A 22,730-nucleotide genomic window follows, 5' to 3' on the forward strand; every position below is an offset into this window, starting at 1 on the left:
AGACTTACTGCATCAGGCTCAGCACCAGCTGGGACATGCTGCTGCTCTGCTTCAGCATCGAGGTGCTGGCCTGCATCAGCAGTTGCTTGCTGGTCATGTTGGCGGTTTCGCTGGCGTAATCCACGTCCATGATCCGGCTGCGCGCTTCCGTCGTGTTGGTGCTCATGTTCGACAGGTTGTTGTAGACATGGTCCAGCCGGTTGGACGCCGCGCCCAGCTGGGAGCGCAGGGAACCGACGTCGTCCAGCGCGTCGGCGATGGTGTCGATCATCGTGTTGGCGTCGGTGGCGGCGCTGATCTCGGTGCCGGCGGTCGGGGTGGCGGCGAACATGGTGCTGATGTCGGCCAGCGCGGTGGCGAGGTCGCCCAGCGCGGTGGAGGTATCTACTTCCATGGTTTCATCGGAGGTGGCGCCGATCTGGAAGGTCAACGCGTCGGAAAGCTTGCCGCCGGTGCCGTCCAGTGTGGTGCCGCTGCTGAACAGCTTCTCGCCACCGAAGGAGGTGTTCTTGATGATGTTGGCCAGTTCGGAGCCCAGGGCGTCGAACTCGGACTGCATCGCGGTGCGGTCGTCGTCGGTGGCCGACGCGGTGGCCGATTCAGTCGCCAGGTCCTTCATCCGCATCAGGATGTTGGTCACTTCCTCGAAGGCGCCTTCGGCAACCTGCATCATCGAGATGCCGTTCTGGGTGTTGCGCATCGCGACCGACATGCCGCGCGTCTGCGCTTCGAGACGAGTCGCGATCTGCAGGCCGGCGGCATCGTCCATCGCCGAGTTGATCCGGTAGCCGGTACCCAGGCGGGTCATCGAGGTGGACAGCGCCTTCTGGTTGCTGCCAACGGCGGCAGTCGTGGAGAGCGCGGCGGCATTGGTGTGTAGGCTAAGCATGACAAGTACTCCTGGCGGTTTGGTGGCGGGGGCATAATGCTGGCGCCCTCCCCTTCCGAAGGCGACCCGCCAGACGGCGGACTTAAATCGACGCCGTATCAACCACCTCACCACCCAACACTCAGGCTTCTGCATGCAGCGCTACCCCCACTTCTTCCACGCCCGCCGGCTGTGCTGCAATCAGCCGGCGGGCGGCTTTCCGATACGCATGGCCGGCCCCGCACCGGGTGCCGGCCGCAATCGGAGAGCATCATGGAAAACGAGCGAAAACGAACACGGGCGCTGCGCCGTCATCACCTCGCCCGCCTCAAGGCCCGCTGGCTGAGACGCGCCTGCCAGAACCCCTTGCCGCCCAGCTGGCGCCTGGCAGAGGCCGAGCGCCAGCGCTACGCGGCCGTGCGCGCCCGTACGCCGGCGCCGTGCAGCTGCTGGATGTGCGGCAACCCCCGCCGCTGGGGTGAGCGCACCCTGGCCGAACGCCGCGCCGCAATGGCTGCAGACGATGCGGAGCATGCGCTGCGGCAATCCTTGTCGTAAGCGCACAACGTGCCGCGGCGCATGATGGCTAGCCGCCGCGGCCGCTTCTAGACTGGGAAACGCGGCCCGTCCGGGCCCGTCCCAGGAGAGAAAACAAGATGCGTACATTGCCCGCCCTGCTTGCCGCCGCCGTGATCGGCAGCGGCCTGTTCGCCACCGCCGCCTACGCAGCCGATGCGCCCGCAGGGGCCTGCATGGCGCGCGCCGACGAGAAGAAACTCGCCGGCGCCGCGCGCAGCAGCTTCCTGAAAAAGTGCGAGAAGGACGCCAACACCCTGTGCTCCGCCAGCGCCACCGAGAAGAAGCTGGCCGGCGCCGCCAAGACCAGCTTCGTCAAGAAGTGCGTCAGCGATGCGGTGAACGGCGCAGCGCAGTAAGGATCTTCTGCCCCGCGCGCCCGTCCGCCTCCAGGCCCAGCTCGCGCTGTACGGCCTGGATGGCCTCGCGGGTGCGCGCGCCTATCATCCCGTCCGGGTTGCCGATGTCGTAGCCGCGGGCGATCAGCAAGGTCTGCAGTTCGCGCCGCTCGGCGCGCGACAGGCCGGCATCATCGGTCGGCCACGGCGTGGCGAAGGGCTGGCCGCCGCGCAGACGGTCCGACAGATGGGCGATGGCCAGCGCGTAGCTCTCGGCAGCGTTGTAGGAATAGATGGCGTCGAAGTTGCGGGTGACGAGGAAGGCCGGCCCCTGCGGCCCCGCCGGCAGCAGCAGGCCGGCCGGCGTCGCGCCCGCCGGCAGCGCGCTGCCATCCACCTGGCGCAGGCCGCGCGCCGCCCACTCCGACATCGGCTTCTTGTTGCGCCGGCCGGCGCCGGAAGTGTCCAGCCCGGCCGGCAGCTTCACCTCGAAGCCCCAGCCCTGGCCCGGCTGCCAGTTGGACTTGCGCAGGTAGTTGGCGGTGGAGGCCAGCGCGTCCGGCACGCTGTCCACCAGGTCGCGGCGGCCGTCGCCGTCGAAATCCACCGCCAGCCGCAGGTAGGTGGAAGGCATGAACTGGGTGTGGCCGAAGGCGCCCGCCCAGGAGCCGACCAGGCGCTCCGGCGCCATGTGCTCGTCCTGCATGATCTTCATGGTGGCGAAGAACTCGCCGCGGAAATAAGGCTGGCGGCGGCCGAAGCAGGACAGGGTGGACAGCGAGGTGAGCAGCGAACGGCTGCCGAAGTTGCGCCCGTAATTGCTCTCCACGCCCCATACCGCCACCACCGTGGCCGGATCGACGCCGTACTCCGCCTCCACCCGCGCCAGCACCGCTTGCCATTGCGCCAGCATGGCGCGGCCGTCGGCCACCCGCTCCTCGTCCACCAGGGCGGCGAGGTAATCCCAGATCGGGGTGACGAACTCAGGCTGGGCGTCCAGCAGGCCGATCACCGCCATGTCTGGCTGCAGCGCGGCGGTGGCAGTATCGAAGGTGGCGGCGGTGACGCCCTTGGCGGGTGCTTCGCCGCGCAGGCGGGCAAGGCATTCGGAAAACTCGTCGGCCGCGGCAGCCGGAGTGGAAAACGGCAGGCAGGCGGCCGCCAGCGCGAGGCTCAGTATCTTGGCGTTCATGGGGCGGCATTTTAATGGCCGGGGCAGGCGGGGACGACCGTTGGAGAGATACGGATACAAGCGCGGTGATGATGGCTGCGCGCACAGGCGCGTTGAGCACCTCAGCAACCCGGTAGTACCATTTCAACACCTAGAGGAGACCCCGCCATGCCCAACCTGTCCGTGAAGCTGGACGAAGCAACCCGCCAGCGCCTGCAGGAAGCCGCCGCCCGCCAGGGGGTGACGCCGCATGCGCTGATGGTCAAGGCCATAGACCGCGAGCTGGAGCGCGCCGCCGCGCACGATGCCTTCGTCGCCCGCGCCCTGCAGGCCCGCGCGCAAGTGGAAGCCAGCGGCAGCGCCATCGAGGGCCCCGCCTTCGCCGACTACCTGCGCCAGCGCGCCCGCGGCAAGGCTGCCACCCGGCCCGCGCCGCAGGCCCTGCTGCCCCGGGACGACAGCGACGCATGACCCGCTGGCTGCTCGCACCCGAGGCAGCCGACGACCTGGAGCGCCTCACCGACTTCCTGCTGGAAGCCGACGCCAGCACCGCCGTCGACACGGTGGACCTCATCCTCGACGCTCTGGCCATCCTCACCCGCCACCCCCGCATCGGCCGCCCGCTGCCGCAGGGGCTGCGCGAGCTGGTGATCTCCCGCGGCCAGTCCGGCTACCTCGCGCTGTACAGCTACGACGAAGCGGCGGACATCGCGCTGGTGCTGGCGCTGCGGCATCAGCGGGAAGAGGACAATTTCTAGTCCGGACGGTTTGCGGCGAACCTCAAGCGGAAGAAAAAACGCCGCACGGGAAGTGCGGCGTTTCATCCCGATGCACCGGGGGCGCCCCTCGCCCTGCCCTTCTCCGGGCAGGCGCGAAGGGAAGTGCTTCATCAATACGTCTTGTACGGCAGGAACTTGCCGCTCATGGTGATGCTCACCCGGTCGCCCTTGGGGTCGGGCTCGCGCTGCAGGTCCATCTTGAAGTCGATGGCGCTCATGATGCCGTCGCCGAATTCCTCGTGGATCAGCTCCTTGAAGGTGGTGCCGTACACGCTGATGAGTTCATAGAAGCGGTAGATCAGCGGGTCGGTGGGCACGGCGGTGGGCAGCGAGCCCTTGTAGGGCACCACCTGCAGCTGGGCGATGGCGGCCTCCGGCAGTTCCAGCGCGGCGCCGACGGCATTGGCCTGGGTCTCGGTGAGGGTCATCTGGCCGAGCAGCGCGGCGGTAGACCACTCCTTGCTCTGGCCGACGATCTCGGCCAGCTGGGCCCAGGTGAATTTGTTCTTGAGCTTGGATTCGAGGATCAGGGCGGTGACTTCGTTGCGGGTCATGGGAGTCTCCTTCAGGCGGATGCGGATGACACGGGTTTGAGCTGTGGCGCGGCGGGCGCCGCGCCGGCGGGAAGCGGGAGCACCTCGGCGCCGCCCTCCAGGCCGGGGCGGACCAACGGCGGATTGCGCGGGTCGTGGGCGGCAGCGGCGGGCGCGCCGGCGGCGTAGTCGCGCGAGCGGTTCACCAGGAAATCCACCAGGTGATTGCGGATGCGGTAGTACTGCGGATCGTGGTGGATGGTGGCGCGGCTGCGGTCGCGCGGCATGGTGATGTCCACGATCTCGGCGATGCGGGCGTGGGGGCCGTTGCTCATCAGCAGCACCTTGTCGGCGAGCAGGATGGCTTCGTCTACATCGTGGGTGATCATGAACACCGTCTGGTGGGTGGCCTGGACGATGGCGAGCAGCTCGTCCTGGATGGTGCCGCGGGTGAGCGCGTCCAGCGCGCCGAAGGGTTCGTCCAGCAGCAGCATCTTGGGCTGGATGGCGAAGGCGCGGGCGATGCCCACCCGCTGCTTCATGCCGCCGGAAAGCTCCGCCGGCTTCTTGTGCAGCGCATGGCCGAGGCCGACCATCTCCAGGTAGCGGATGCTGTGCGCCTCGATCTGCTTGGGCGTCCATTGCGGCCAGCGCGAGCGCACGCCGAACTCCACGTTCTTCAGCGTGCTCAGCCAGGGCAGCAGCGCATGGCCCTGGAACACCACGCCGCGGTCCAGCGAGGGGCCGCGCACCTCGCGGCCATCCATGATGACGACGCCCTCGCTGGCCTCGTCCAGGCCGGCGAGCACGTTGAGGATGGTGGTCTTGCCGCAGCCGGAGTGGCCGACGATGCAGGCGAACTCGCCCTTGGCGATGCCGAAGTGGATGTTCTCGAACACCGTGTTGGCCGGCTTGCCGGCGGGGCCGGGGTAGCGCTTGGCGAGCGCCTCGACCTTGAGGAAGGGCTGGGTCATTGCGCTTATTCCCGGTAGGTGACGGCGCGCGCGAGGCGGGCCAGCAAGGTGTCCAGCGCCATGCCGATCAGGCCGATGAAGAGGATGGCGCTGATGATGTTGGCGATGGAGAGGTTGTTCCACTCGTTCCACACGAAGTAGCCGATGCCGGTGCCGCCGACCAGCATCTCGGCGGCGACGATGACCAGCCAGGCGATGCCGATGGAGATGCGCATGCCGGTCATGATGGTGGGCGCGGCCGCCGGCAGGATGACCTGGAAGGCGGTGCGCAGCCGCGACACCTCCAGCGTGCGGGCGACGTTGAGCCAGTCGCGGCGCACGCCGGCGACGCCGAAGGCGGTGTTCACCAGCATCGGCCACAGCGAGCAGATGAAGATGACGAAGATGGCGGAGATGCCGGAATCCTTGATGGTGTAGAGCGCCAGCGGCATCCAGGCCAGCGGCGACACCGGCTTCAGCACCTGGATGAAGGGGTCCAGCGCCTTGTAGATCAGCGGCGACATGCCGATCACGAAGCCCAGCGGAATCGCCACCAGCGCCGCCAGGCCGAAGCCCAGCAGCACCCGGCCGATGGAGTAAAGCAGCTGGATGCCGATGCCCTTGTCGTTGGTGCCGCGGTCGTAGAAGGGATCGGACAGGTGCTCCCACAGCTTGGCGCCGACCTCGCCCGGCGTCGGCATGGCCGACTTGGCGCCGGTGGAGGCGGCCTGCCCGACCAGGGCGGCGTACTCGGAATCCACCGTGGCCTCGGCGGCCGGCTGGTAGGTGGCGAGGTACCAGACGCCGACGAGCAGCGCGAGGAAGAGCGCCGACAGCAGCGGCGCCAGCCAGGGTCGGGCGGACCTCATGGCTCAGCTCCGCTTGATGGCGAAGCTGTCGACGTAGGCCGCCGGCTGCTTCGGGTCGAAGGTCTTGCCCATGACGACGATGGGCCTGGCCGGATCGGCGGCGGGCATGCCCAGCTCCTTCATCAGGCGGGCGGCGTCGGTGGCGAGGAAGACGTCCTTCGCCACCTTGGCGTAATCCACCTCGCCCTTGAGCTGCCCCCAGCGCTTCATCTGGGTGAGGATCCACACCGCGAAGCTGTCGTAGGGGAAGGGGTCGAAGTCGATGCGGTTGGGGTCCTTCTTCACGTTGCCCAGGCCATCGGCATAGGTGCCGGTGAGCACCTGCTCCACCACCGTCACCGGCTGGTTGAGGTAGTTGGCCGGGGCGATGGCGGCGGCGATCTCCTTGCGGTTCTCGGCCTTGCGGGCGTAGGCGGTGGCGTCGAGGATGGACTTCAGCAGCGCGTGGTAGGTGTTGGGGTTCTGGGCGACGAACTCCTTGCTGGCGGAGAACACGCAGCAGGGGTGGCCGTCCCAGATCTCCTTCGACAGGGTATGGATGAAGCCGACGCCGTCATACACCGCGCGCTGGTTCACCGGGTCGGGGGCGAGGAAGCCGTCGATGTTGTCGGCGCGCAGGTTGGCCACCATCTCCGGCGGCGGCACCGAGCGGATCTGCACGTCGCGGTCCGGGTCCAGGCCGTGCTCCGCCAGGTAGTAGCGCAGCAGGTAGTTGTGCATCGAGTAGTCGAAGGGCACGGCGAACTTGAAGCCCTTCCAGTCCTTGGGATCGCGCTTGTCCTTGTGCTTCATCGCCAGCGTGATGGCCTGGCCGTTGATGTTCTCCACCGCCGGCGCGGTCCAGGGAATCGGGTTGGAGCCGGTGCCGGTGGAGATGGCCAGCGGCATCGGCGACAGCATGTGGGCGGCGTCGTACTCCTTGGCCAGCGCCTTGTCGCGTATCACCGCCCAGCCGGCGGTCTTCACCACTTCCACGTCCAGGCCGTACTTGGAGTAGAAGCCCAGCGGGTGAGCCATGATGATGGGCGTGGCGCAGGTGATGGGAATGAAGCCCACCTTCAGCTTGGTCTTCTCCAGCGCGCCGGCGCCCTGGGCGAAGGCCTCCTTCGCCAGCCCCAGCGGGAACAGGGTGGAGACGGCGGCCAGCGCGGTGCCGGCGCCCACCGCCCGCAGGAAGCCGCGGCGCATCTCGTCCTGCGGGAACAGCGCGCGCATCACCGCGCCTTCCACCACGCGGTCCTGCAGCTGGCGCGCTTCCAGCGCCTCGGCATGGTCGTGCTCGGCCTGGCTGGCGTGGCGGCCGCAGGCGCAGCCGCCGCGGTGCAGGCGCACCCGGTGATCGAAGGGATTGCGGAAAGCGGACATGGGGGGCTCCTTGTGAAGGTTCAGGCGGACTTCAACAGCGGGGAAAGGGAAACGGGCTGGGATGCGGACTGAGCGGCGGGCGCGCCAGCGGCGTATTCGATGTCGTGGGCGTAACTGTCGTAGCCGCGCTGGTATTCCATGACGCGCGCCACTTCGCGCACGAAGCCTTCGTCGTAGCCGGCGCGGCGCAGCAGGTGCAGGCCCAGCTCCACGCCGGCGCTCATGCCGCCGGCGGTGACGAGGCGGCCGGCATCCACCACCCGCGCATGGCTCACCCGGCAGCCGGGGGCGAGTTCAGCCAGGCGGTCTATTGGCGTCTTGCCCAGGTGGGAGGCCTCGTAGCGATCCGGCTCCTTGCGGTTGGTGGCCGGCAGGCCGTCGAGCAGGCCCATGCGGCCATACACCCACGAGCCGGTGCCCACGCTGGCGAGCAGGCAGTCCTCCGGCAGGCTGCGGATGTAGTCGTGCAGGCGGCGGTTGTGCATTTCCTGGCGCACACCGGGGCCGCCGGGCAGCAGCAACGCGTCCATCGCCGGGTTCTCGGCCAGGGCGTAGGCGGGCTGCACGGTGAGGCCGGCGCGGGTGCTCACCGGGCGGGCGCCCTCGGCGAGGATGAAGACCTGCAGCTCCGGGTCGAAGCGCTGGGCGGCGGCGAACACGCCGCAGGGGCCGGCGTAGTCGGCGATCTCGGCGTCGCGGAAGAGATAGACGCCCAGTCTGAAACCCGGCTTGCGCAGCATGACGGCCCGCCCCTTGCAGCAACATTCGATGGGGCGATGGTGCCGGCGGGAAGCGGGGCTGGGTATCGTGGCTGTCGTGATCCTGCTGTAGTGCTGGCACTACACGCTGTGGTCGCCGGCGCGGGCGCGGCCGGCGGTGGCAACCGCTACACTGGTTCCACCGCTGCCACCGGAGCCGCCCTTGAGCCCTGACCGCCCCGCCGCCAGCCCCGGCACCACCCCGGCGCGACCGCAGGGCTGGGCCGAACACGAATTGCTGGTGATCCAGGGCGCGGTGCGCATGCTCGGCCGCAGCCTGGACCCCGCGCCGGCAATCCGCGAGATCCTCCACCTCGCCTCCGAATTCCTCGGCCTCAACCGCGGCCGCCTGGTGCTGTGGGACGAAACCCGCGGCGCCCTCGCCATCCGCCACAGTTACGGCCTTACCCGCGAAGAAGCCGCCGCCGGGGTGTTCGCCCCCGGCGAGGGCGTCACCGGCGGCGTCTATCTCACCGGCGAAGCCGCGGTGATCCAGGATGTAGACGCCGAAGCGCGCTTTCTCTTCCGCTCCGTGCCGCGCCACCGCCTGCCGCCGGAGACGGTGGCCTACATCGCCCTGCCGGTGCTGCACGACGCCCGTGTCGTCGGCGTGCTCGGCGTGCACCGCCTGCGCCGCCGCGACCGCGGTCTGGCCGAGGATCTGCGCCTGCTCGGCATCCTCGTCGCCCTCGTCGGCCAGTTGCTGGAGCTCGAACGCCACGTCGCCGCCCGCACCGCCGCGCTGGAACGCGAGAACCGCGCGCTGAAAGAAGAGCTGGAGCGTGCCGCCGCCACCGCCCATGCCGCGGGCATCGTCGGCGAATCGCCGGCGCTGCTGGCCGCGCTGCGCCAGATCGAACGCGTCGCCGACACCGATGCCACCCTGCTGCTGCTGGGCGAATCCGGCACCGGCAAGGAACTGGTGGCGCGCGCAGCGCACCTGATGTCGCGCCGCCGCGACCGCCCCTTCATCAAGCTCAACTGCGCGGCCTTGCCCGAAACCCTGTTCGAGGCCGAACTGTTCGGCCACGAGAAAGGCGCCTACACCGGCGCCGCCGGCGCCCGCGCGGGCAAATTCGAGCTCGCCGATGGCGGTACCCTGTTTCTCGACGAGATCGGCGAGATGCCGCTGGCACTGCAGGCCAAACTGCTGCGGGCGCTGCAGGAGCGCGTGGTGGAACGCCTCGGCGGCCACCGCGAACGCCCGGTGGACGTACGCATCGTCGCCGCCACCAACCAGGACCTGCAGGCCCGGGTCCAGGCCGGCCTGTTCCGCCTCGACCTGTTCTACCGCCTCAATGTCGTGCCACTGACGCTGCCGCCGCTGCGCGACCGCCAGGCCGACATCCCGGCCCTGGTGCGCCACTTCCTCAACCGCTTCAACCAGCAGCATCAGCGCGCCGCCAGCCTGGCGCCGGCGGCCATGGCGGACCTCGCCGCCTATGCCTGGCCGGGCAACGTACGCCAGTTGCAGAACGTCATCGAGCGCATGGTGCTGCTCCAGCCCGATACCCGAGCGCTGGACCGCGAAGCCGTGCTCGCCGCGCTCGCCGCCGAGCCCGCCTCTCCCCCTGCCGCCAGCCCCGCGCGCCGCCCCGCCGGCCCGCGCGGCTACCGCTATGTCGCCGAAGACGAGCGCCCACGCATCGAAGCCGCGCTGCGCGAGACCCACGGCAACAAGTCGGCCGCCGCCCAGCGCCTGGGGCTCAGCCTGCGCCAGTTGCAATACCGCATGCAGATCCTGGCCATCCCCGGCTGAGCCTGGGGCAAACAATTCGAATTGTGTACACCGCAATGTGTACACGCAGGCTCCGCCCCACCCCTTGCCACACCACGGACCTTTCCACAATGCATTGAAACAGCAGCCCTTTTCTCCTCCAGCCGGCGACTGGCACCGCGCTTGCAATGAGACCCCGGCAAGCCCTGCCTGCCCGGCAGCCTGCCGGGCCTGGCCCAAACGAACTGGAAGGAGATCAAGGATGAACGACGTCGCCGCCCCCACCACCGTCAAGACCCAGCTCAAGCCCATAGACCGCGACGGCCTGCTCGCCTTCGCCGCCAAGGGCCGCGGCAACCCCTGCGCCCAGGGCACGATGAAGGTCCACACCGTGGCAGACGGCCAGTTCCGCAACCTCAGCTACGTCGGCGAACACGCGCCGGTGGTGGTCGATGAACCGCTGCACCTGTTCGGCCAGGACACCGCCCCGGCCCCCTCCGAAGTGCTGCTCGCCGCGCTCGGCGCCTGCCTCTCGGTCGGCATCCAGGCGGTGGCCACGTGGAAGCAGGTGGAACTGCACAGACTGGAACTATTCCTCGAAGGCGACATCGGCAACCCCGCCGCCTGGGGCGCCGGCGGCGCCGAGAAAACCCCGGAGGCCATGGGCTTCCAGGCCGTGCGGGTGAAGGTGGTGGTGGAGGGCGACGCCAGCCCCCAAGCGCTGGACGAGATCGTGCGCCACGCCAACTTCTTCTCCCCGGTGGCGAACAGCTTCCGCAACCCCATCCCGATGACGGTGGCCCTGGCCTGACCCCGCCCGTGCGGACCGCCACCAGCGGTCCGCTCCTCTCCTGCCAAGCAACGGCGCGCAGCGCGGCGCCGGAGGACACCCCATGCCCACGACCCAAGCCCCCGCAACCCCGTCCGCCAGCGGCGAGCTCGGCGCCCTGCGCGCCCTCATAGACCGCGAACTGCCGCCGCTGGTGGCCAGCATCGACCGCGAAGCCGCCTACCCCGCCGAACTGCTGCGCCAGTTGGGCGCCCTCGGCGGCTTCGGCGGCGTGGTGGCGCCCGAGTACGGCGGCAACGGCCTGGGCTTGTGGCACACCGTGCAGGTCATGGAAGCGGCCTCGCGCCACTGCCTGTCCACCGGCTTCCTGGTGTGGTGCCAGAGCGCCGCCGCGCGCTACCTGCAGCTCTCCGACAACACCGCCGCCAAGGCAGCGTGGCTACCGCGCATCGCCAGCGGTGCGGTCATGGCCGGCACCGGCCTGTCGAACACGATGAAATCGGCCGACGGCATCGAAGCCTTCCGCCTGTCCGCGCGGCGCGTGGCCGGCGGCTACCTGATCGACGGCGTGCTGCCCTGGGTCTCCAATCTCGGCGCCGACCATGTCTTCATCACCGGCTGCCCGGCCGAAGACGGCAAGCTGGTGTTCTTCCTGGTGGACTGCGCCGCCGACGCCGTCCGGCTGGTGGACTGCGCCCACTTCGCCGCCCTCGACGGCACCCGCACCCTCGCCTGCCACTTCAAGGCCAGCTTCATCGCCGACGCCGCCGTGCTCGCCCACCCGGACGAGGGCCGCGCCTACCTGCGCCGCATCAAGCCCGGCATGATCCTGGCGCAGATGGGCATGGGCCTGGGCCTGGCCGCCGGCTGCGCGGCGCTGATGCACGAAGCCAACCGCAACCTGGCCCACGTCAACCGCTACCTCGACGACCAGGTGGAAGACATCGAGCTGGCCATCGCCAGCGCCGCCGACACCACCCGCCGCCTGGCCGCCGCGCTGGCCGGGAACCCGCAGGCCGACATCGTCCCCGACATCCTGCGCCTGCGCGCCGCCGGCGGCGAACTCGCGCTGCGCGCGGCCAATGCCGCCATGCTGCACCAAGGCGCGCGCGGCTACCTGATGCGCAACCCGGCACAACGCCGCCTGCGCGAAGCCTACTTCGTCGCCATCGTCACTCCTGCGATCAAACACCTGCGCCGCGAAATCGCCCGCCTCGAAGCGGCCGCCGCGCCCGCCGCCGCCTGACCCATCCCCCGCCCGAGAGCCCGCAGATGACCACTCCACCTCCCACCGCCACCACCGCCCGCCAATGGCTGTGCCGCACCTGCGGCCTGGTATACGACGAAGACGAAGGCATGCCCGAGCACGGCCTCGCCGCCGGCACCCGTTTCGAAGACATCCCCGACGACTGGTACTGCCCCGAGTGCGGCGTCGGCAAGGGCGACTTCGAAGCGCTCGAATTCTGATCCCCCACGGAGAACGACGCGATGGCCGCCTTCGACGACCCTTTCGACCCCGACCGCACCCTGCACGGGTGCAGCTGCGGACATCACCGCAGCCAGGCCGAGCACGACGCCGCCGCCGCCCCGCCCGCCGACGCCGAACAAGCCCTGAGCCGCGCGGTGCAGGCCGGCGTGATGCGCGCGCTGTTCCCCGACGACGCGCTGCGCCGCCGCTTCCTCAAGAGCGTGGGCGCGGGCACCGCGCTCGCCGCGGTGTCCACCTTCTTCCCCCTGGGCGCCGCCACCGCGCTGGCGCTGGAACGCGGCCCGCTGGAGAAGCGCGAGCTCAACATCGGCTTCCTCCCCATCACCTGCGCCACCCCGCTGGTGGCGGCCGACCCGCTGGGCTTCTACGCCCGCGAAGGTCTCACCGTGTCCTTGATGAAGACCGCCGGCTGGGCGGTGGTGCGCGACAAGACCCTGGCCGGCGAATTCGACGCCGCCCACATGCTGTCGCCGATGCCGCTGGCCATCAGCCTGGGCCTGGGCGCCAGCCCGGTGCCGATGGTGATGCCGGCACTGGAAAACGTGAACGGCAACGCCATCACCCTGGGCATCCAGCACAAGGACAAGCAGGACCCGAAGAGCTGGAAAGGCATGCGTTTCGCCATCCCTTTCGACTACTCCATGCACAATTTCCTGCTGCGCCACTTCCTCGCCGCCCACGGCCTGGACCCGGACCGCGACGTGCAACTGCGGGTGATGGCGCCGCCGGACATGGTCTCCAACCTGCGCTCGGGCAACATCGACGGCTTCATCGTCGCCGAACCCTTCAACCAGCGCGCGGTGTTCGACGGCGTCGGCTACATCCACACCCTCACCAGCGAGATCTGGGACAAACACCCCTGCTGTGCCTTCGCCGCCACCGCCCGCTTCGCCCGCGAGCAGCCCAACACCTTCTCCGCCCTGTTCCGCGCCATCGTCACCTCCACCCTGCACTGCTCGGACATGAACAACCGCAAGGCGGTGGCCGAGGCCATCGCCGGCCCCAATTACCTCAACCAGCCCGCCACGGTGCTGGAACAGGTCCTGCTGGGCCGCTTCGCCGACGGCCTCGGCAAGGTGCGCAACGAACCCGGCCGCATCGACTTCGACCCCTTCCCCTGGCAATCGATGGCGGTGTGGATGCTGGCCCAGATGAAGCGCTGGGGCTACCTCAAGGGCGAGGTCGACTACCGCCAGGTGGCCGAACAGGTCTTTCTCGCCACCGATGCGCGCAAGCGCATGGCCGAACTCGGCTACGAGGTCCCGGCCAGCAACTACCGCAAGCACATCATCCTTGGCAAGACCTTCGACCCCGAGCGGCCGGAGGCCTGAAGCGGCAGGGGCGGCACCCGCCGCCCCACACCGCCAGGCTCACATCGGCAGCAGGTCCTGGCGGGCGGCGTAGGTCAGCAGCTCCACCATGCTGCGCACGCCCAGCTTGTCGAACACCCGGCTGCGGTAGGTGGAGATGGTGTTCACCGACAGCGACAGTTGCTCGGCGATCTCGGATACCGAGCGCCCCTGGGCGAGCAGCTTCAGCACCTGGAACTCGCGGTTGGAGAGGGTTTCGTGCGGCGGCCGGGCTTCGTCGGCGCGCACGTTGCGGGCCAGCAGCTCGGCGATCTCCGGGGTGATGTAGACGCCGCCGCCGGCCACCTTGGCGATGGCGGCGAACAAGGTTTCCGGCGAGCAGCCCTTGTTGAGATAGGCGGCCGCGCCGGCGCGGATGGAGCGCACCGCGAACTGCGTCTCCGGATACACCGACAGCATCACCACGCCGGTGGCGGGAAACTCGCCACGCATGGCCTTGAGCACGTCCAGGCCGTCGCGGTCGCCGAGAGCGATGTCGAGCAGCACCACGTCGGCGCCGGCTGCGCGCAGCGCCCGCAGCGCGGCGGGGCCGTCCTCCGCTTCGCTCACCGCGCCGATGCGGCCGTCGCCGGCCAGGATCTGCGCCAGGCCGCGGCGGATGATCATGTGGTCGTCCACGATGAGCACCCGGATGCCGCCGGTGCTCCGGCTCGTCGCGCGGCCGTCCATCGTCCGGCGCTCCCTGCTGCGGTCTTCCGCCATCCGCTCGTCCATGTCCGGTCCCCCGCTCAGGCCAGCACGCCGGGCAGGCGCAGGCTGACCACGGTGCCGCGCCCCGGCTCGCTGTCTATCGAAAGCTCGCCGCCGATGGCGCGCGCCCGTTCGTGCATGCCCAGCAGGCCGAAGCTGGTGGGCTGGGCCGGCACCCGCATGCCGCAGCCGTCGTCCTCCACCGCGATCACCAGGTCGCGGTCCAGCGCCCGCGCCAGCAGCGCTACCCGGGCGGCACCGGCATGGCGCTGCACGTTGGTGAGCACTTCCTGGACGATGCGATAGACGGCGATCTCCGCCTCCCGCCCCAGCCGGCAGCGCTCCACCGCCGGCGGGCAGACGAAGCTGCAGCGCAGGCCGCCGCGCGCCTGCACGTCCTGCAGCAGGCATTCCAGCGCCGCCCACAGGCCGAGATGGTCGAGCACACCGGGGCGCAGGTCGTTGAGGATGCGGCGCACGGCGCCCATGGCGGTGGCGCCGATGTCCAGCGCGGCATCGATGTGGGCCAGCATCTCCGGCTGCCGGTCCGGCTGTCCATCCACCCTCCCATCCAGGCGCTGGCGCAGCCAGTTCAGCTCCAGCTGCATGGCGGTGAGGGAGGCACCGAGGTCGTCGTGGATGTCGCGGGCAATGTGGGCGCGCTCCTCCTCCCGCACCGAATTCATGTGCGCCGACAGCCGCCGCAGGCCGTCGCGGGCCTGGCGCAGTTGCAGGTTGGCGGTGGACAGCTCGGCGGTGCGCTCGGCCACCCGCCGCTCCAGCTCGGCATGCGCCACTTGCAGCGCGGCCTGGGTGCGCTTGCGCTCGGTGATGTCGGTGAAGGTGACCACCGCGCCCACCACCGCCTCACCATCGCGTATCGGGTAGGAGGCGTATTCGGCGGGAAAAGCGCTGCCGTCGCGCCGCCACAGCACTTCGTCCTCCACCCGGCAGCCCTGGCCCTCCTTGAAGGCCTTGAAGATGCGGCAGTCGTGCACCGGCATCAGCGCTGCGTCCGCATGGGAGTGGTGGATGAGGTAGTGCATGTTGCGGCCCAGCACCTCGTCCGCGCTGTAGCCCAGCATCTCGGCACCGGCGCGGTTGATGAAGATGCAGCGGCCGCGCAGGTCGATGCCGTAGATGCCTTCGCCTGCCGATTCGAGCAGCATCTCGAGCTGGCGCCGCCAGGCGGCGTGGTGGGACAGCTGGTGAAGGTCGGCGAACATCGGGGGCTCCGCATGAGACCCCGGAGCCCGCGCAAGAAAAGTGCCGGCCCGGCCACCGGCCTGCGGGAACAGGCGGTGGAGGCGCGCGGCGGCCGTCGCCTGCCACGGCGGAGCGGATGCGCGGGCCGCGCCGGCAACAGCGAAGGCCCCCGCCAGCCGGGGCGGCCGTTCAGCTTCCGCTCAGGCTGGGCCTCTCTCCGCCCTGCCCTGGCGGGGCACCAGATGTGTGCACTGCGCCCGCGCCACACCCCAGGGCAGTGCGCGGCAGCCGGGGCCCCCCTTTCCCTGCAGCGCTCAGGCACCCAGCAGCGCAAGTGCTTCCGCATGCAGGGCCGGCGTGGCGGCGGCCACTACCCGCCCGTCCGACCCCAGCCCCAGCGGCTGCCCCTGCCAGTCGCTGACGACGCCGCCCGCGCCTTCGATGATGTTCACCAGCGCAAGGTAGTCGTAAGGCTGCAGGCCGGCCTCGACAACGAGATCGACATGGCCGCTGGCGAGCAGGCCGTAGGAATAGCAGTCGCCGCCGAAGCGGCGCAGCGCCACAGCCGCGCTCACCCGGGCGAAGCGCGCCTGGTCCTCGCCGGTGAACACGTCCGGCGAGGTGGCGTACAGCCGCGCCGTGGCCAGTGCCGCGCAGTCGCTGCTGCGCGCCGGCTCGCCCTGGTAGCGGGCAGGCTCGCCCGCCACCGCCCACCAGCGCTCGCCGGTGAAGGGGATGTCCATCATCCCCAGCACCGGCCGGCCCTTGTGCAGCAGGGCCAGCAGCGTGCCCCACAGCGGCGAGCCGGTGATGAAGCTCTTGGTGCCATCTATCGGGTCTATCACCCACACATACTCGGCATCCAGATGCTGACGACCCTGCTCCTCGCCGAAGATGCCGTGGGCGGGGCAGGCCGCCGCCAGCCGCCGCCTCAGCGCCGCCTCTATCTCGCGGTCGGCGAGGGTGACCGGGCTGTCGTCCGCCTTGATAGCCACATCCAGCCGGGTGCGGAAAAGGCGCAGCGCCAGGATGCGCGCCTCATCGGCGAGGGCGTGGGCCAGCGGCAGATGGGCGGCGAGGATATCTGTGCTGTTTTGTGCATTCATGCGCACTCCTGTCACATTCCCGAAAAAAACGTGTTATAAATTGCCTCAACTATGCACATTTACCCATTAATGCACAAGCTTGGTGTGTCGGGCCCACTGCCTGCACCAGTTTGAACAGCGACCCGCCGCTGTGGAGGAATCGAGATGCGCAGCCACCGTCCCGCCCGTTCCCGCTCCATCCGCCTCGCCCTCGGCCTGCTCGCCGGGCTAGCCGCGCTGCCGGCCGCCGCCGGCACCCTGGTGGCCTATACCGCGCTGGAAGAGGATGAGATCAAGGCCTACGTCGCCGCGGCGAAGAAGGATCTGCCCGACATCGACATCAAGGTGCTGCGGCTGTCCACCGGCGATCTCGGCGCCCGCATCCTGGCGGAGGCCGGCAACCCGCGCCACGACGTGATCTGGGGCTGGGCGCTGACCAACCTGCTGGACCCGCGCATCCTCGACCTGCTCGAACCCTATGCCGCCAGAGGCAGCGAGGCGCTGGCGGCCAAGGACAAGGCGGCCGACGGCAAGTGGTTCGCCGCCACCGGCTACATGGCCGCCTTCTGCGTCAATACCGAGATCCTGGCGGCGAAGAAGCTGCCGCTGCCGACCTCCTGGCAGGACCTGGCCAAGCCCATCTACAAGGGCGAGATCGCGATGCCCAACCCGGTGTCCTCCGGCACCGGCTACCTGCAGATCGCTGCGCTGCTGCAGGGCATGGGCGCCGAGGCCGGCTGGAAGTACCTGAAGGCGCTGGACGGCAACGTGGCGCAATACATCAAGTCCGGCTCGCGGCCCTGCAAGGCGGCGCGCGCCGGCGAATTCGCCATCGGCATCTCGCTCGCCTTCGCGGCGATGCAGTCCATCGAGGAGGGCTACCCGCTGAAGATGGTCATCCCCAGCGACGGCGCCGGCTACGAGCTGGAGGCCTCCGGCCTGATGAAGTCGTCGAAGAACAAGGCCGACGCCAAACGCTTCCTCGACTGGACGCTCTCGCCCCAGGCCGCCGGGCTGTACACCCGCTACAAGGAGATCGTGACCATCCCCGGCACGCCGCGCTCCAGGGCCGCCACCGCCGCCGGGCTGCCGGCGGACCTGTCCGGGGTGCTGTTCCCGATGGACTTCGCCCGCTCGGCGCGCGAGCGCGATGCGACGCTGGCCACCTGGCAGAAGCAGATCGGCCGCTGAGCGGCGCCACCTTTCATACCGACCCCGCCCCGGAAACAGCCGCCATGTCCCTGGAGATCCGCAACCTGCACAAGAGCTTTGCCGGCCAGGTGGCGCTCGAACGCATCGACCTCGCCCTGGACGGCGCGGAGTTCGTCTGCCTGCTCGGCCCCAGCGGCTGTGGCAAGACCACGCTGCTGCGCATCATCGCCGGCCTGCTCGCCGCCGACCGCGGCAGCATCCGCCTGAACGGCCGCGACCTCGCCGCCGTGCCGACGCGGGAGCGCGGCTTCGGCATCGTGTTCCAGTCCTACTCGCTGTTTCCGCACATGACGGTGGCGCAGAACGTCGGCTACGGCCTCGCCATCCGCGGCGTCGCGCCGGCGCGGATCGCAGAACGGGTCGCCGGCCTGCTGGCCACGGTGAAGCTGGCCGGCTTCGGCGAGCGCTACCCCGGCCAGCTCTCCGGCGGACAGCAGCAGCGGGTGGCGATTGCCCGCGCGCTGGCGGTCGATCCCGCCCTGCTGCTGCTGGATGAACCGCTGTCGGCGCTGGATGCGCGGGTGCGCGCGGAACTGCGCGGCGAACTGCGTGAAGTCCAGCGCAAACTCGGCATCCCGACGCTGATGGTGACCCACGACCAGGACGAGGCCATGGTGCTGGCCGACCGGGTGGTGTGCATGAACCGCGGCCGCATCGAACAGAGCGGCACGCCGCAGGAACTCTACGAGCAGCCGCGCACCCGCTTCGTCGCCGAGTTCATGGGCCACAGCAACCTGCTGACGCCGGACTGGCTGCAGCACGCCGCCCCTTCGCTGCTCGCCGGCATGCCGGCGGACCTGGGGCCGGCCGGCGCCGCCTGCGTGCGGCCGGAGCGCATCGCGCTCACCCCCGGCGCGGCAGGCGGCGGCCGCATCGTCGAGGTGGCCTTCATGGGCAACTTCAAGCGCGTGCGGCTGGAGTGGCGCGGTCGCGAACTGCTCGCCGAAGTGTCCTCCGCCCTCGCGCTCCGGCCGGGAGACCCGGTGTCGGTGGACATCGCCGCGCAGGACTGCGCCTGGGTAATGGCATGAGCGGGCATGAGCGGGCATGAGCGCCACGATGAACGCGCCCTGCCGAGCGGGGAGGAAGAGCCGATGACCGCCGCGCCGCTCGCCGCCGCCGACCGCTGGCTGATGCGCGCCTGCCTGTGGCTGCCGCTGGCCGCGCTGCTGCTGTTCTTCGCCCTGCCGATGGGCTTCATCGCCTGGCGCAGCCTGATGCAGGACGACGGCGGCATCGGCTTCGGCAACTACCTGGCGCTGCTCGACACGCCGGGCGTGTGGCAGGCCACCCGCAACAGCCTGGGGCTGGGCGTGGCCACCACCGCCATCACCCTGCTGCTGGCCTTCGTGCTGGCCTACGGCATGGACCGCACCTGCATGCGCGGCCGCCGCTTCGTCGCCGCGGCGCTGACACTGCCGCTGCTGGCGCCCTCGCTGGTGCTCGGCCTCGGCCTCATCTTCATCCTCGGCCGCAACGGCATCGTCGGCCAGCTGCTGGGCATACGGCCCGACATCTACGGCTTCCACGGCCTGCTGATCGCCGACGTGCTGTATGCGCTGCCGCAGGCGGTGCTGATCCTGCGCGCCGCACTGCGCTGCGCCGATGCCCGCCAGTACGAGGCGGCCGAGGTACTGGGCGCCACACCCTGGCGCCAGTTCCGCGACATCACCCTGCCCGGCATGCGCTACGGCCTGCTCAGCGCCGGCTTCGTGGTGTTCACCGTCACCATCACCGACTTCGGCAATGCAGTGGTGATAGGCGGCGACTTCGCGGTGCTCGCTACCGAGATCTACAACCAGGTGAGCGGCCAGATGCGCTTCGGCATCGGCGCGGTGGTCGGCCTGCTGCTCCTGTTGCCGGCGGCGCTGTCGGTATGGATAGAGCGGGTGGCGGCGCAGCGCCAGGCCGGCATCGGCGCTGAATCCGCCCAGCCGCCGCAGCCGCGTATCGCCCGCGGGCGCGACGGCCTGTACGCGATCGCCTGCCTGGGCATTGCCGGCGCGATCTGCGCGGTGGTGGCCACGGTGATCCTCGCCGGCTTCATCCGGCTATGGCCTTACCGGCTGGACCTCACCCTCAAGCATTACGACATCACCGTGTCCGGCGGCTACGCCAGCCTGTGGGCCTCGCTGGCGGTGTCGCTGATCGCCGCCGCGGCCGGCACCCTGCTGCTCTTCCTGCTCGCCTTCTCGGTACGCCGGCTGGCCGGCTGGCCGGCGCGGGCCGCCACCCTGCTCGCCACCCTGCCGGTGGGCGTGCCGGGGCTGGTGCTGGGGCTGGCCTATGTGTTCGCCTTCAACGAGCCGGAGCTGCCCTGGGGTGCGCTGTACGGCAGCCTCTTCCTGCTGGCGATGTGCAACTTCTACCACTACCACACCCAGGGCTATGTCTCGATGGCCACCGGCCTGCGGGCGGTGCCGGCCCAGCTGGAGGAAGCGGTGGCGGTGCTGGGCGGCGGCGTCGGCCGCCTGCTCGCCGACGTGCATCTGCCGGCGCTGCGCATCACCCTGTGGGCAGTGGCGGCCTTCCTCTTCATGCGCTCCATGGTGACGCTGTCGGCGGTGATCTTCCTGGTCACGCCCGAGCGGTCACTGTCGGCGGTCACCGTGATGCGGCTGGACGAAGCCGGCTTCACCTCGCAGGCGGCCGCCTTCTCCACCTGCATCATGGCGGTGGTCGGCGCGGTGGCCCTGCTGCTGCACCGGCTGACCTCCCGCGGCCGCACTCGCTAGAACAAGATCCGGAGACCCGAATACATGCTGCAAGAAGAACGCTACCAACGCATCTGCGCCCTGCTCGAAACCTTCAAGAGCCTGTCCACCGAGCGCATCTCGGGCGAACTCGGCATCTCCCGCGAGACGGTGCGGCGCGACGTGATCGCGCTGGAGGCCATGGGCCGGCTGCGCCGGGTGCATGGCGGCGTGGTGCTGGACAGCGCCCGCAGCGAGGCGCCCTACGGCGAACGGCTGAAGGTGCGGGCCAAGGAGAAGCAGGCCATCGCCCGCGCCGCGGTGAAGCTGCTGCAGCCCGGCCACACCCTCTTCCTCGACGCCGGCAGCACCACGCTGGCGCTCACCGAGGAACTGCTGACGCTGTCCGGCCTCACCATCGTCACCAACAGCATGGACATCGCGGTGCGCATGGCGCAGGCCGGCGAGAGCATGGGCCAGCGCCACGAAGTGATCGTGCTCGGCGGCCGGCTCGCGCCCGGCATCGCCGCCACCTGCGGCGAAACCACGGTGAGCGAGATCCAGCGCCACCGCGCCGACTTCGCGCTGCTGTCGCCGGTGGCGATAGACGCCCGCAACGGCGCCACCAGCTTCGACCACGGCGAGGCCGGGGTTGCCCGCGCCATGGCCGAGCGCGCCGCCCACCGCATCATCCTCGCCGATTACAGCAAGATCGGCGAGAGCAGCCGGGTGAGCTACTGCCCCATCGGCAGCATCGACACCCTGGTGACCGACGGCCGCGCCCGCAAGCTCGCCGCCCTGGCCGAGATCCAGAAAGCCGGGCCCGAGGTCGTCGTCGCCTGAGCGCGGGAAAACGAGGAGGCCGCCATGCCCTACCGTCACACCCTGGACCATCGCAACTGGGTCTTCGCCGACCTGCGCGAGGTGCTGGCCAAGGCCAGCCCGGCACGCTCCGGCGACCAGCTCGCCGGCCTCGCCGCGGAAAGCGCGGTGGAGCGCATGGCCGCGCGCATGTGCCTGGCGGAACTGCCGCTGGCGCGCTTCCTGGAAGAGGCGCTGATTCCCTACGAGGACGACGAAGTCACCCGCCTCATCATCGACGGCCACGACCCGGCCGCCTTCGCCCCGGTGGCCCACCTCACCGTCGGCGACTTCCGCGACTGGCTGCTCTCCGACCACGCCGACGAAGCCGCGCTGGCCGCGCTGCGCCCCGGCATCACGCCGGAGATGGCAGCGGCGGTGAGCAAGCTAATGCGCAACCAGGACCTGGTGCGGGTGGCGCAGAAATGCCGCGTCATCACCCGCTTCCGCAACACCATCGGCCTGCCGGGGCGGCTGTCGGTGCGGCTGCAGCCCAACCACCCCACCGACGACGCCCGCGGCATCGCCGCCGCCATCGTCGATGGCCTGCTCTACGGCGCCGGCGACGCGGTGATCGGCATCAACCCGGCCAGCGACAGCCTGCCGGCGCTGACGCGGCTGGTGCGCATGCTGGACGAGATCATCGACCGGCTCGCGCTGCCCACCCAGTCCTGCGTGCTCACCCACGTCACCAACACCGTGCAGATGATCGAACAGGGCGCGCCGGTGGACCTGGTGTTCCAGTCGGTGGCCGGCACCCAGGCCGCCAACGCCGCCTTCGGCATCAGCCTCGCCACCCTGCGCGAAGCCCGCGAGGCGGCGCTGTCGCTCAAGCGCGGCAGCCTGGGCGACAACCTCATGTACTTCGAAACCGGCCAGGGCAGCGCCCTCTCCGCCGACGCCCACCACGGCGTGGACCAGCAGACCTGCGAAGCGCGCGCCTACGCCGTCGCCCGCGAGTTCAAGCCGCTGCTCACCAACACCGTGGTCGGCTTCATCGGCCCGGAGTACCTCTACGACGGCAAGCAGATCCTGCGCGCCGGGCTGGAAGACCACTTCTGCGGCAAGCTGCTCGGCCTGCCGCTGGGCTGCGACGTCTGCTACACCAACCACGCCGAGGCCGACCAGGACGACATGGACAGCCTGCTCACCCTGCTCGGCGTAGCGGGCATCAACTTCATCATGGGCGTGCCGGGCGCGGACGACATCATGCTCAACTACCAGAGCACGTCTTTCCACGACGGCCTCTACCTGCGCCAGGCGCTGGGCCTGCGCCGCGCCCCCGAATTCGAAGACTGGCTGCAGCGCATGCAGTTGGTGGACGAAGCTGGCCATGCCCTGCCGCTCAGCCCGGCGCACCCGGCGCTGGGCACCCTGCGCCGGCTGGCGCTGCCCGCCTGAGGCGCC

At 70.0% G+C, this 22,730-nt stretch carries 24 protein-coding genes; 14 read left to right on the plus strand and 10 right to left on the minus strand.

The genetic code is table 11. The features are described from left to right. Positions 1 to 4 precede the first annotated feature (4 nt). Entirely contained in the window at positions 5 to 889 is an 885-nt protein-coding gene (locus C7389_RS02475) for a flagellin N-terminal helical domain-containing protein (RefSeq protein WP_133587988.1), read from the minus strand. Between the two features lie 252 nt (positions 890 to 1,141). On the opposite strand from C7389_RS02475, the gene C7389_RS02480 reads away from it, so the two are divergent. After that, entirely contained in the window at positions 1,142 to 1,426 is a 285-nt protein-coding gene (locus tag C7389_RS02480; protein ID WP_211168156.1) for a hypothetical protein, read from the plus strand. A gap of 98 nt (positions 1,427 to 1,524) precedes the next feature. Continuing rightward, positions 1,525 to 1,803 (plus strand): hypothetical protein, encoded by a 279-nt coding sequence (locus tag C7389_RS02485; protein ID WP_133587990.1) that lies wholly within the window; start codon positions 1,525 to 1,527, stop codon positions 1,801 to 1,803. Here C7389_RS02485 and C7389_RS02490 read toward each other — a convergent pair. After that, positions 1,772 to 2,974, minus strand: a complete 1,203-nt coding sequence (locus tag C7389_RS02490) for a lytic murein transglycosylase (protein WP_133587992.1) — start codon at positions 2,972 to 2,974, stop codon at positions 1,772 to 1,774. The genes C7389_RS02485 and C7389_RS02490 overlap by 32 nt on opposite strands. A gap of 147 nt (positions 2,975 to 3,121) precedes the next feature. On the opposite strand from C7389_RS02490, the gene C7389_RS02495 reads away from it, so the two are divergent. Further along, positions 3,122 to 3,424 carry a CopG family ribbon-helix-helix protein gene (locus C7389_RS02495; protein WP_133587994.1) on the plus strand — a complete coding sequence of 101 codons (303 nt, stop codon included), beginning with the start codon at positions 3,122 to 3,124 and terminating at the stop codon, positions 3,422 to 3,424. Further along, complete coding sequence (locus C7389_RS02500) at positions 3,421 to 3,711, plus strand: type II toxin-antitoxin system RelE/ParE family toxin (RefSeq protein ID WP_133587996.1); 291 nt, start codon at positions 3,421 to 3,423, stop codon at positions 3,709 to 3,711. Before C7389_RS02495 ends, C7389_RS02500 begins: the two co-directional genes overlap by 4 nt. A gap of 131 nt (positions 3,712 to 3,842) precedes the next feature. On the opposite strand, the gene cynS is transcribed toward C7389_RS02500, so the two are convergent. Genes cynS through C7389_RS02525 form a run of 5 tightly spaced genes read right to left on the minus strand, consistent with a single transcriptional unit; the run spans position 3,843 to position 8,192 of the window. Then, a complete protein-coding gene (gene cynS / locus C7389_RS02505) occupies positions 3,843 to 4,286 on the minus strand; it encodes a cyanase (protein ID WP_133587998.1) in 444 nt (147 codons plus the stop codon). A gap of 11 nt (positions 4,287 to 4,297) precedes the next feature. Continuing rightward, positions 4,298 to 5,239: an ABC transporter ATP-binding protein gene (locus tag C7389_RS02510; protein WP_133588000.1), complete on the minus strand. Its 942-nt coding sequence runs from the start codon at positions 5,237 to 5,239 to the stop codon at positions 4,298 to 4,300. Positions 5,240 to 5,244: 5 nt separating this feature from the next. Continuing rightward, positions 5,245 to 6,087 carry a nitrate ABC transporter permease gene (ntrB, locus tag C7389_RS02515; protein ID WP_133588002.1) on the minus strand — a complete coding sequence of 281 codons (843 nt, stop codon included), beginning with the start codon at positions 6,085 to 6,087 and terminating at the stop codon, positions 5,245 to 5,247. Positions 6,088 to 6,090: 3 nt separating this feature from the next. After that, positions 6,091 to 7,452, minus strand: coding sequence for a CmpA/NrtA family ABC transporter substrate-binding protein (locus C7389_RS02520; protein WP_133588004.1), 1,362 nt, complete (start codon positions 7,450 to 7,452; stop codon positions 6,091 to 6,093). Positions 7,453 to 7,472: 20 nt separating this feature from the next. Further along, a complete protein-coding gene (locus tag C7389_RS02525) occupies positions 7,473 to 8,192 on the minus strand; it encodes a DJ-1/PfpI family protein (RefSeq protein ID WP_133588006.1) in 720 nt (239 codons plus the stop codon). Between the two features lie 181 nt (positions 8,193 to 8,373). On the opposite strand from C7389_RS02525, the gene C7389_RS02530 reads away from it, so the two are divergent. The 5 genes from C7389_RS02530 to C7389_RS02550 all read left to right on the plus strand — a co-directional run bounded on the left by C7389_RS02530 (position 8,374) and on the right by C7389_RS02550 (position 13,537). Next, positions 8,374 to 9,969, plus strand: a complete 1,596-nt coding sequence (locus tag C7389_RS02530; RefSeq protein ID WP_211168157.1) for a sigma-54-dependent Fis family transcriptional regulator — start codon at positions 8,374 to 8,376, stop codon at positions 9,967 to 9,969. 220 nt (positions 9,970 to 10,189) lie between these two features. Beyond that, entirely contained in the window at positions 10,190 to 10,738 is a 549-nt protein-coding gene (locus C7389_RS02535) for an OsmC family protein (protein ID WP_133588008.1), read from the plus strand. Between the two features lie 82 nt (positions 10,739 to 10,820). Then, entirely contained in the window at positions 10,821 to 11,963 is a 1,143-nt protein-coding gene (locus C7389_RS02540) for an acyl-CoA dehydrogenase family protein (RefSeq protein ID WP_133588010.1), read from the plus strand. Positions 11,964 to 11,989: 26 nt separating this feature from the next. Further along, entirely contained in the window at positions 11,990 to 12,184 is a 195-nt protein-coding gene (locus tag C7389_RS02545) for a rubredoxin (protein ID WP_133588012.1), read from the plus strand. 21 nt (positions 12,185 to 12,205) lie between these two features. Next, positions 12,206 to 13,537: a CmpA/NrtA family ABC transporter substrate-binding protein gene (locus tag C7389_RS02550; RefSeq protein ID WP_133588014.1), complete on the plus strand. Its 1,332-nt coding sequence runs from the start codon at positions 12,206 to 12,208 to the stop codon at positions 13,535 to 13,537. Between the two features lie 39 nt (positions 13,538 to 13,576). Here C7389_RS02550 and C7389_RS02555 read toward each other — a convergent pair whose 3' ends face one another. The 3 genes from C7389_RS02555 to hisN form a co-directional block, all read right to left on the minus strand. Continuing rightward, the gene (locus tag C7389_RS02555) at positions 13,577 to 14,290 is read right to left on the minus strand and encodes a response regulator (RefSeq protein ID WP_211168158.1); all 714 of its coding nucleotides are present in this window, start codon (positions 14,288 to 14,290) and stop codon (positions 13,577 to 13,579) included. A gap of 14 nt (positions 14,291 to 14,304) precedes the next feature. Then, positions 14,305 to 15,492 (minus strand): PAS domain-containing sensor histidine kinase, encoded by a 1,188-nt coding sequence (locus C7389_RS02560; RefSeq protein ID WP_133588016.1) that lies wholly within the window; start codon positions 15,490 to 15,492, stop codon positions 14,305 to 14,307. A gap of 294 nt (positions 15,493 to 15,786) precedes the next feature. Beyond that, positions 15,787 to 16,578, minus strand: coding sequence for a histidinol-phosphatase (gene hisN, locus C7389_RS02565; protein ID WP_133588018.1), 792 nt, complete (start codon positions 16,576 to 16,578; stop codon positions 15,787 to 15,789). 144 nt (positions 16,579 to 16,722) lie between these two features. Here hisN and C7389_RS02570 point away from each other — a divergent pair, with 144 nt between their 5' ends. The 5 genes from C7389_RS02570 to C7389_RS02590 are packed head-to-tail and all read left to right on the plus strand — an operon-like array spanning position 16,723 to position 22,724. After that, positions 16,723 to 17,748: an ABC transporter substrate-binding protein gene (locus tag C7389_RS02570; RefSeq protein ID WP_211168159.1), complete on the plus strand. Its 1,026-nt coding sequence runs from the start codon at positions 16,723 to 16,725 to the stop codon at positions 17,746 to 17,748. Between the two features lie 44 nt (positions 17,749 to 17,792). Then, positions 17,793 to 18,800, plus strand: coding sequence for an ABC transporter ATP-binding protein (locus C7389_RS02575; RefSeq protein ID WP_133588020.1), 1,008 nt, complete (start codon positions 17,793 to 17,795; stop codon positions 18,798 to 18,800). Between the two features lie 6 nt (positions 18,801 to 18,806). After that, entirely contained in the window at positions 18,807 to 20,504 is a 1,698-nt protein-coding gene (locus C7389_RS02580; protein WP_246034593.1) for an ABC transporter permease subunit, read from the plus strand. A 24-nt stretch (positions 20,505 to 20,528) separates the two neighbouring features. Further along, a complete protein-coding gene (locus C7389_RS02585; protein WP_133588022.1) occupies positions 20,529 to 21,305 on the plus strand; it encodes a DeoR/GlpR family DNA-binding transcription regulator in 777 nt (258 codons plus the stop codon). Between the two features lie 24 nt (positions 21,306 to 21,329). Beyond that, the gene (locus tag C7389_RS02590; protein ID WP_133588024.1) at positions 21,330 to 22,724 is read left to right on the plus strand and encodes an ethanolamine ammonia-lyase subunit EutB; all 1,395 of its coding nucleotides are present in this window, start codon (positions 21,330 to 21,332) and stop codon (positions 22,722 to 22,724) included. Positions 22,725 to 22,730 lie beyond the last annotated feature (6 nt).

The organism is Azoarcus indigens, from assembly GCF_004361735.1.
GTDB classification, from domain to species: domain Bacteria; phylum Pseudomonadota; class Gammaproteobacteria; order Burkholderiales; family Rhodocyclaceae; genus Azoarcus; species Azoarcus indigens.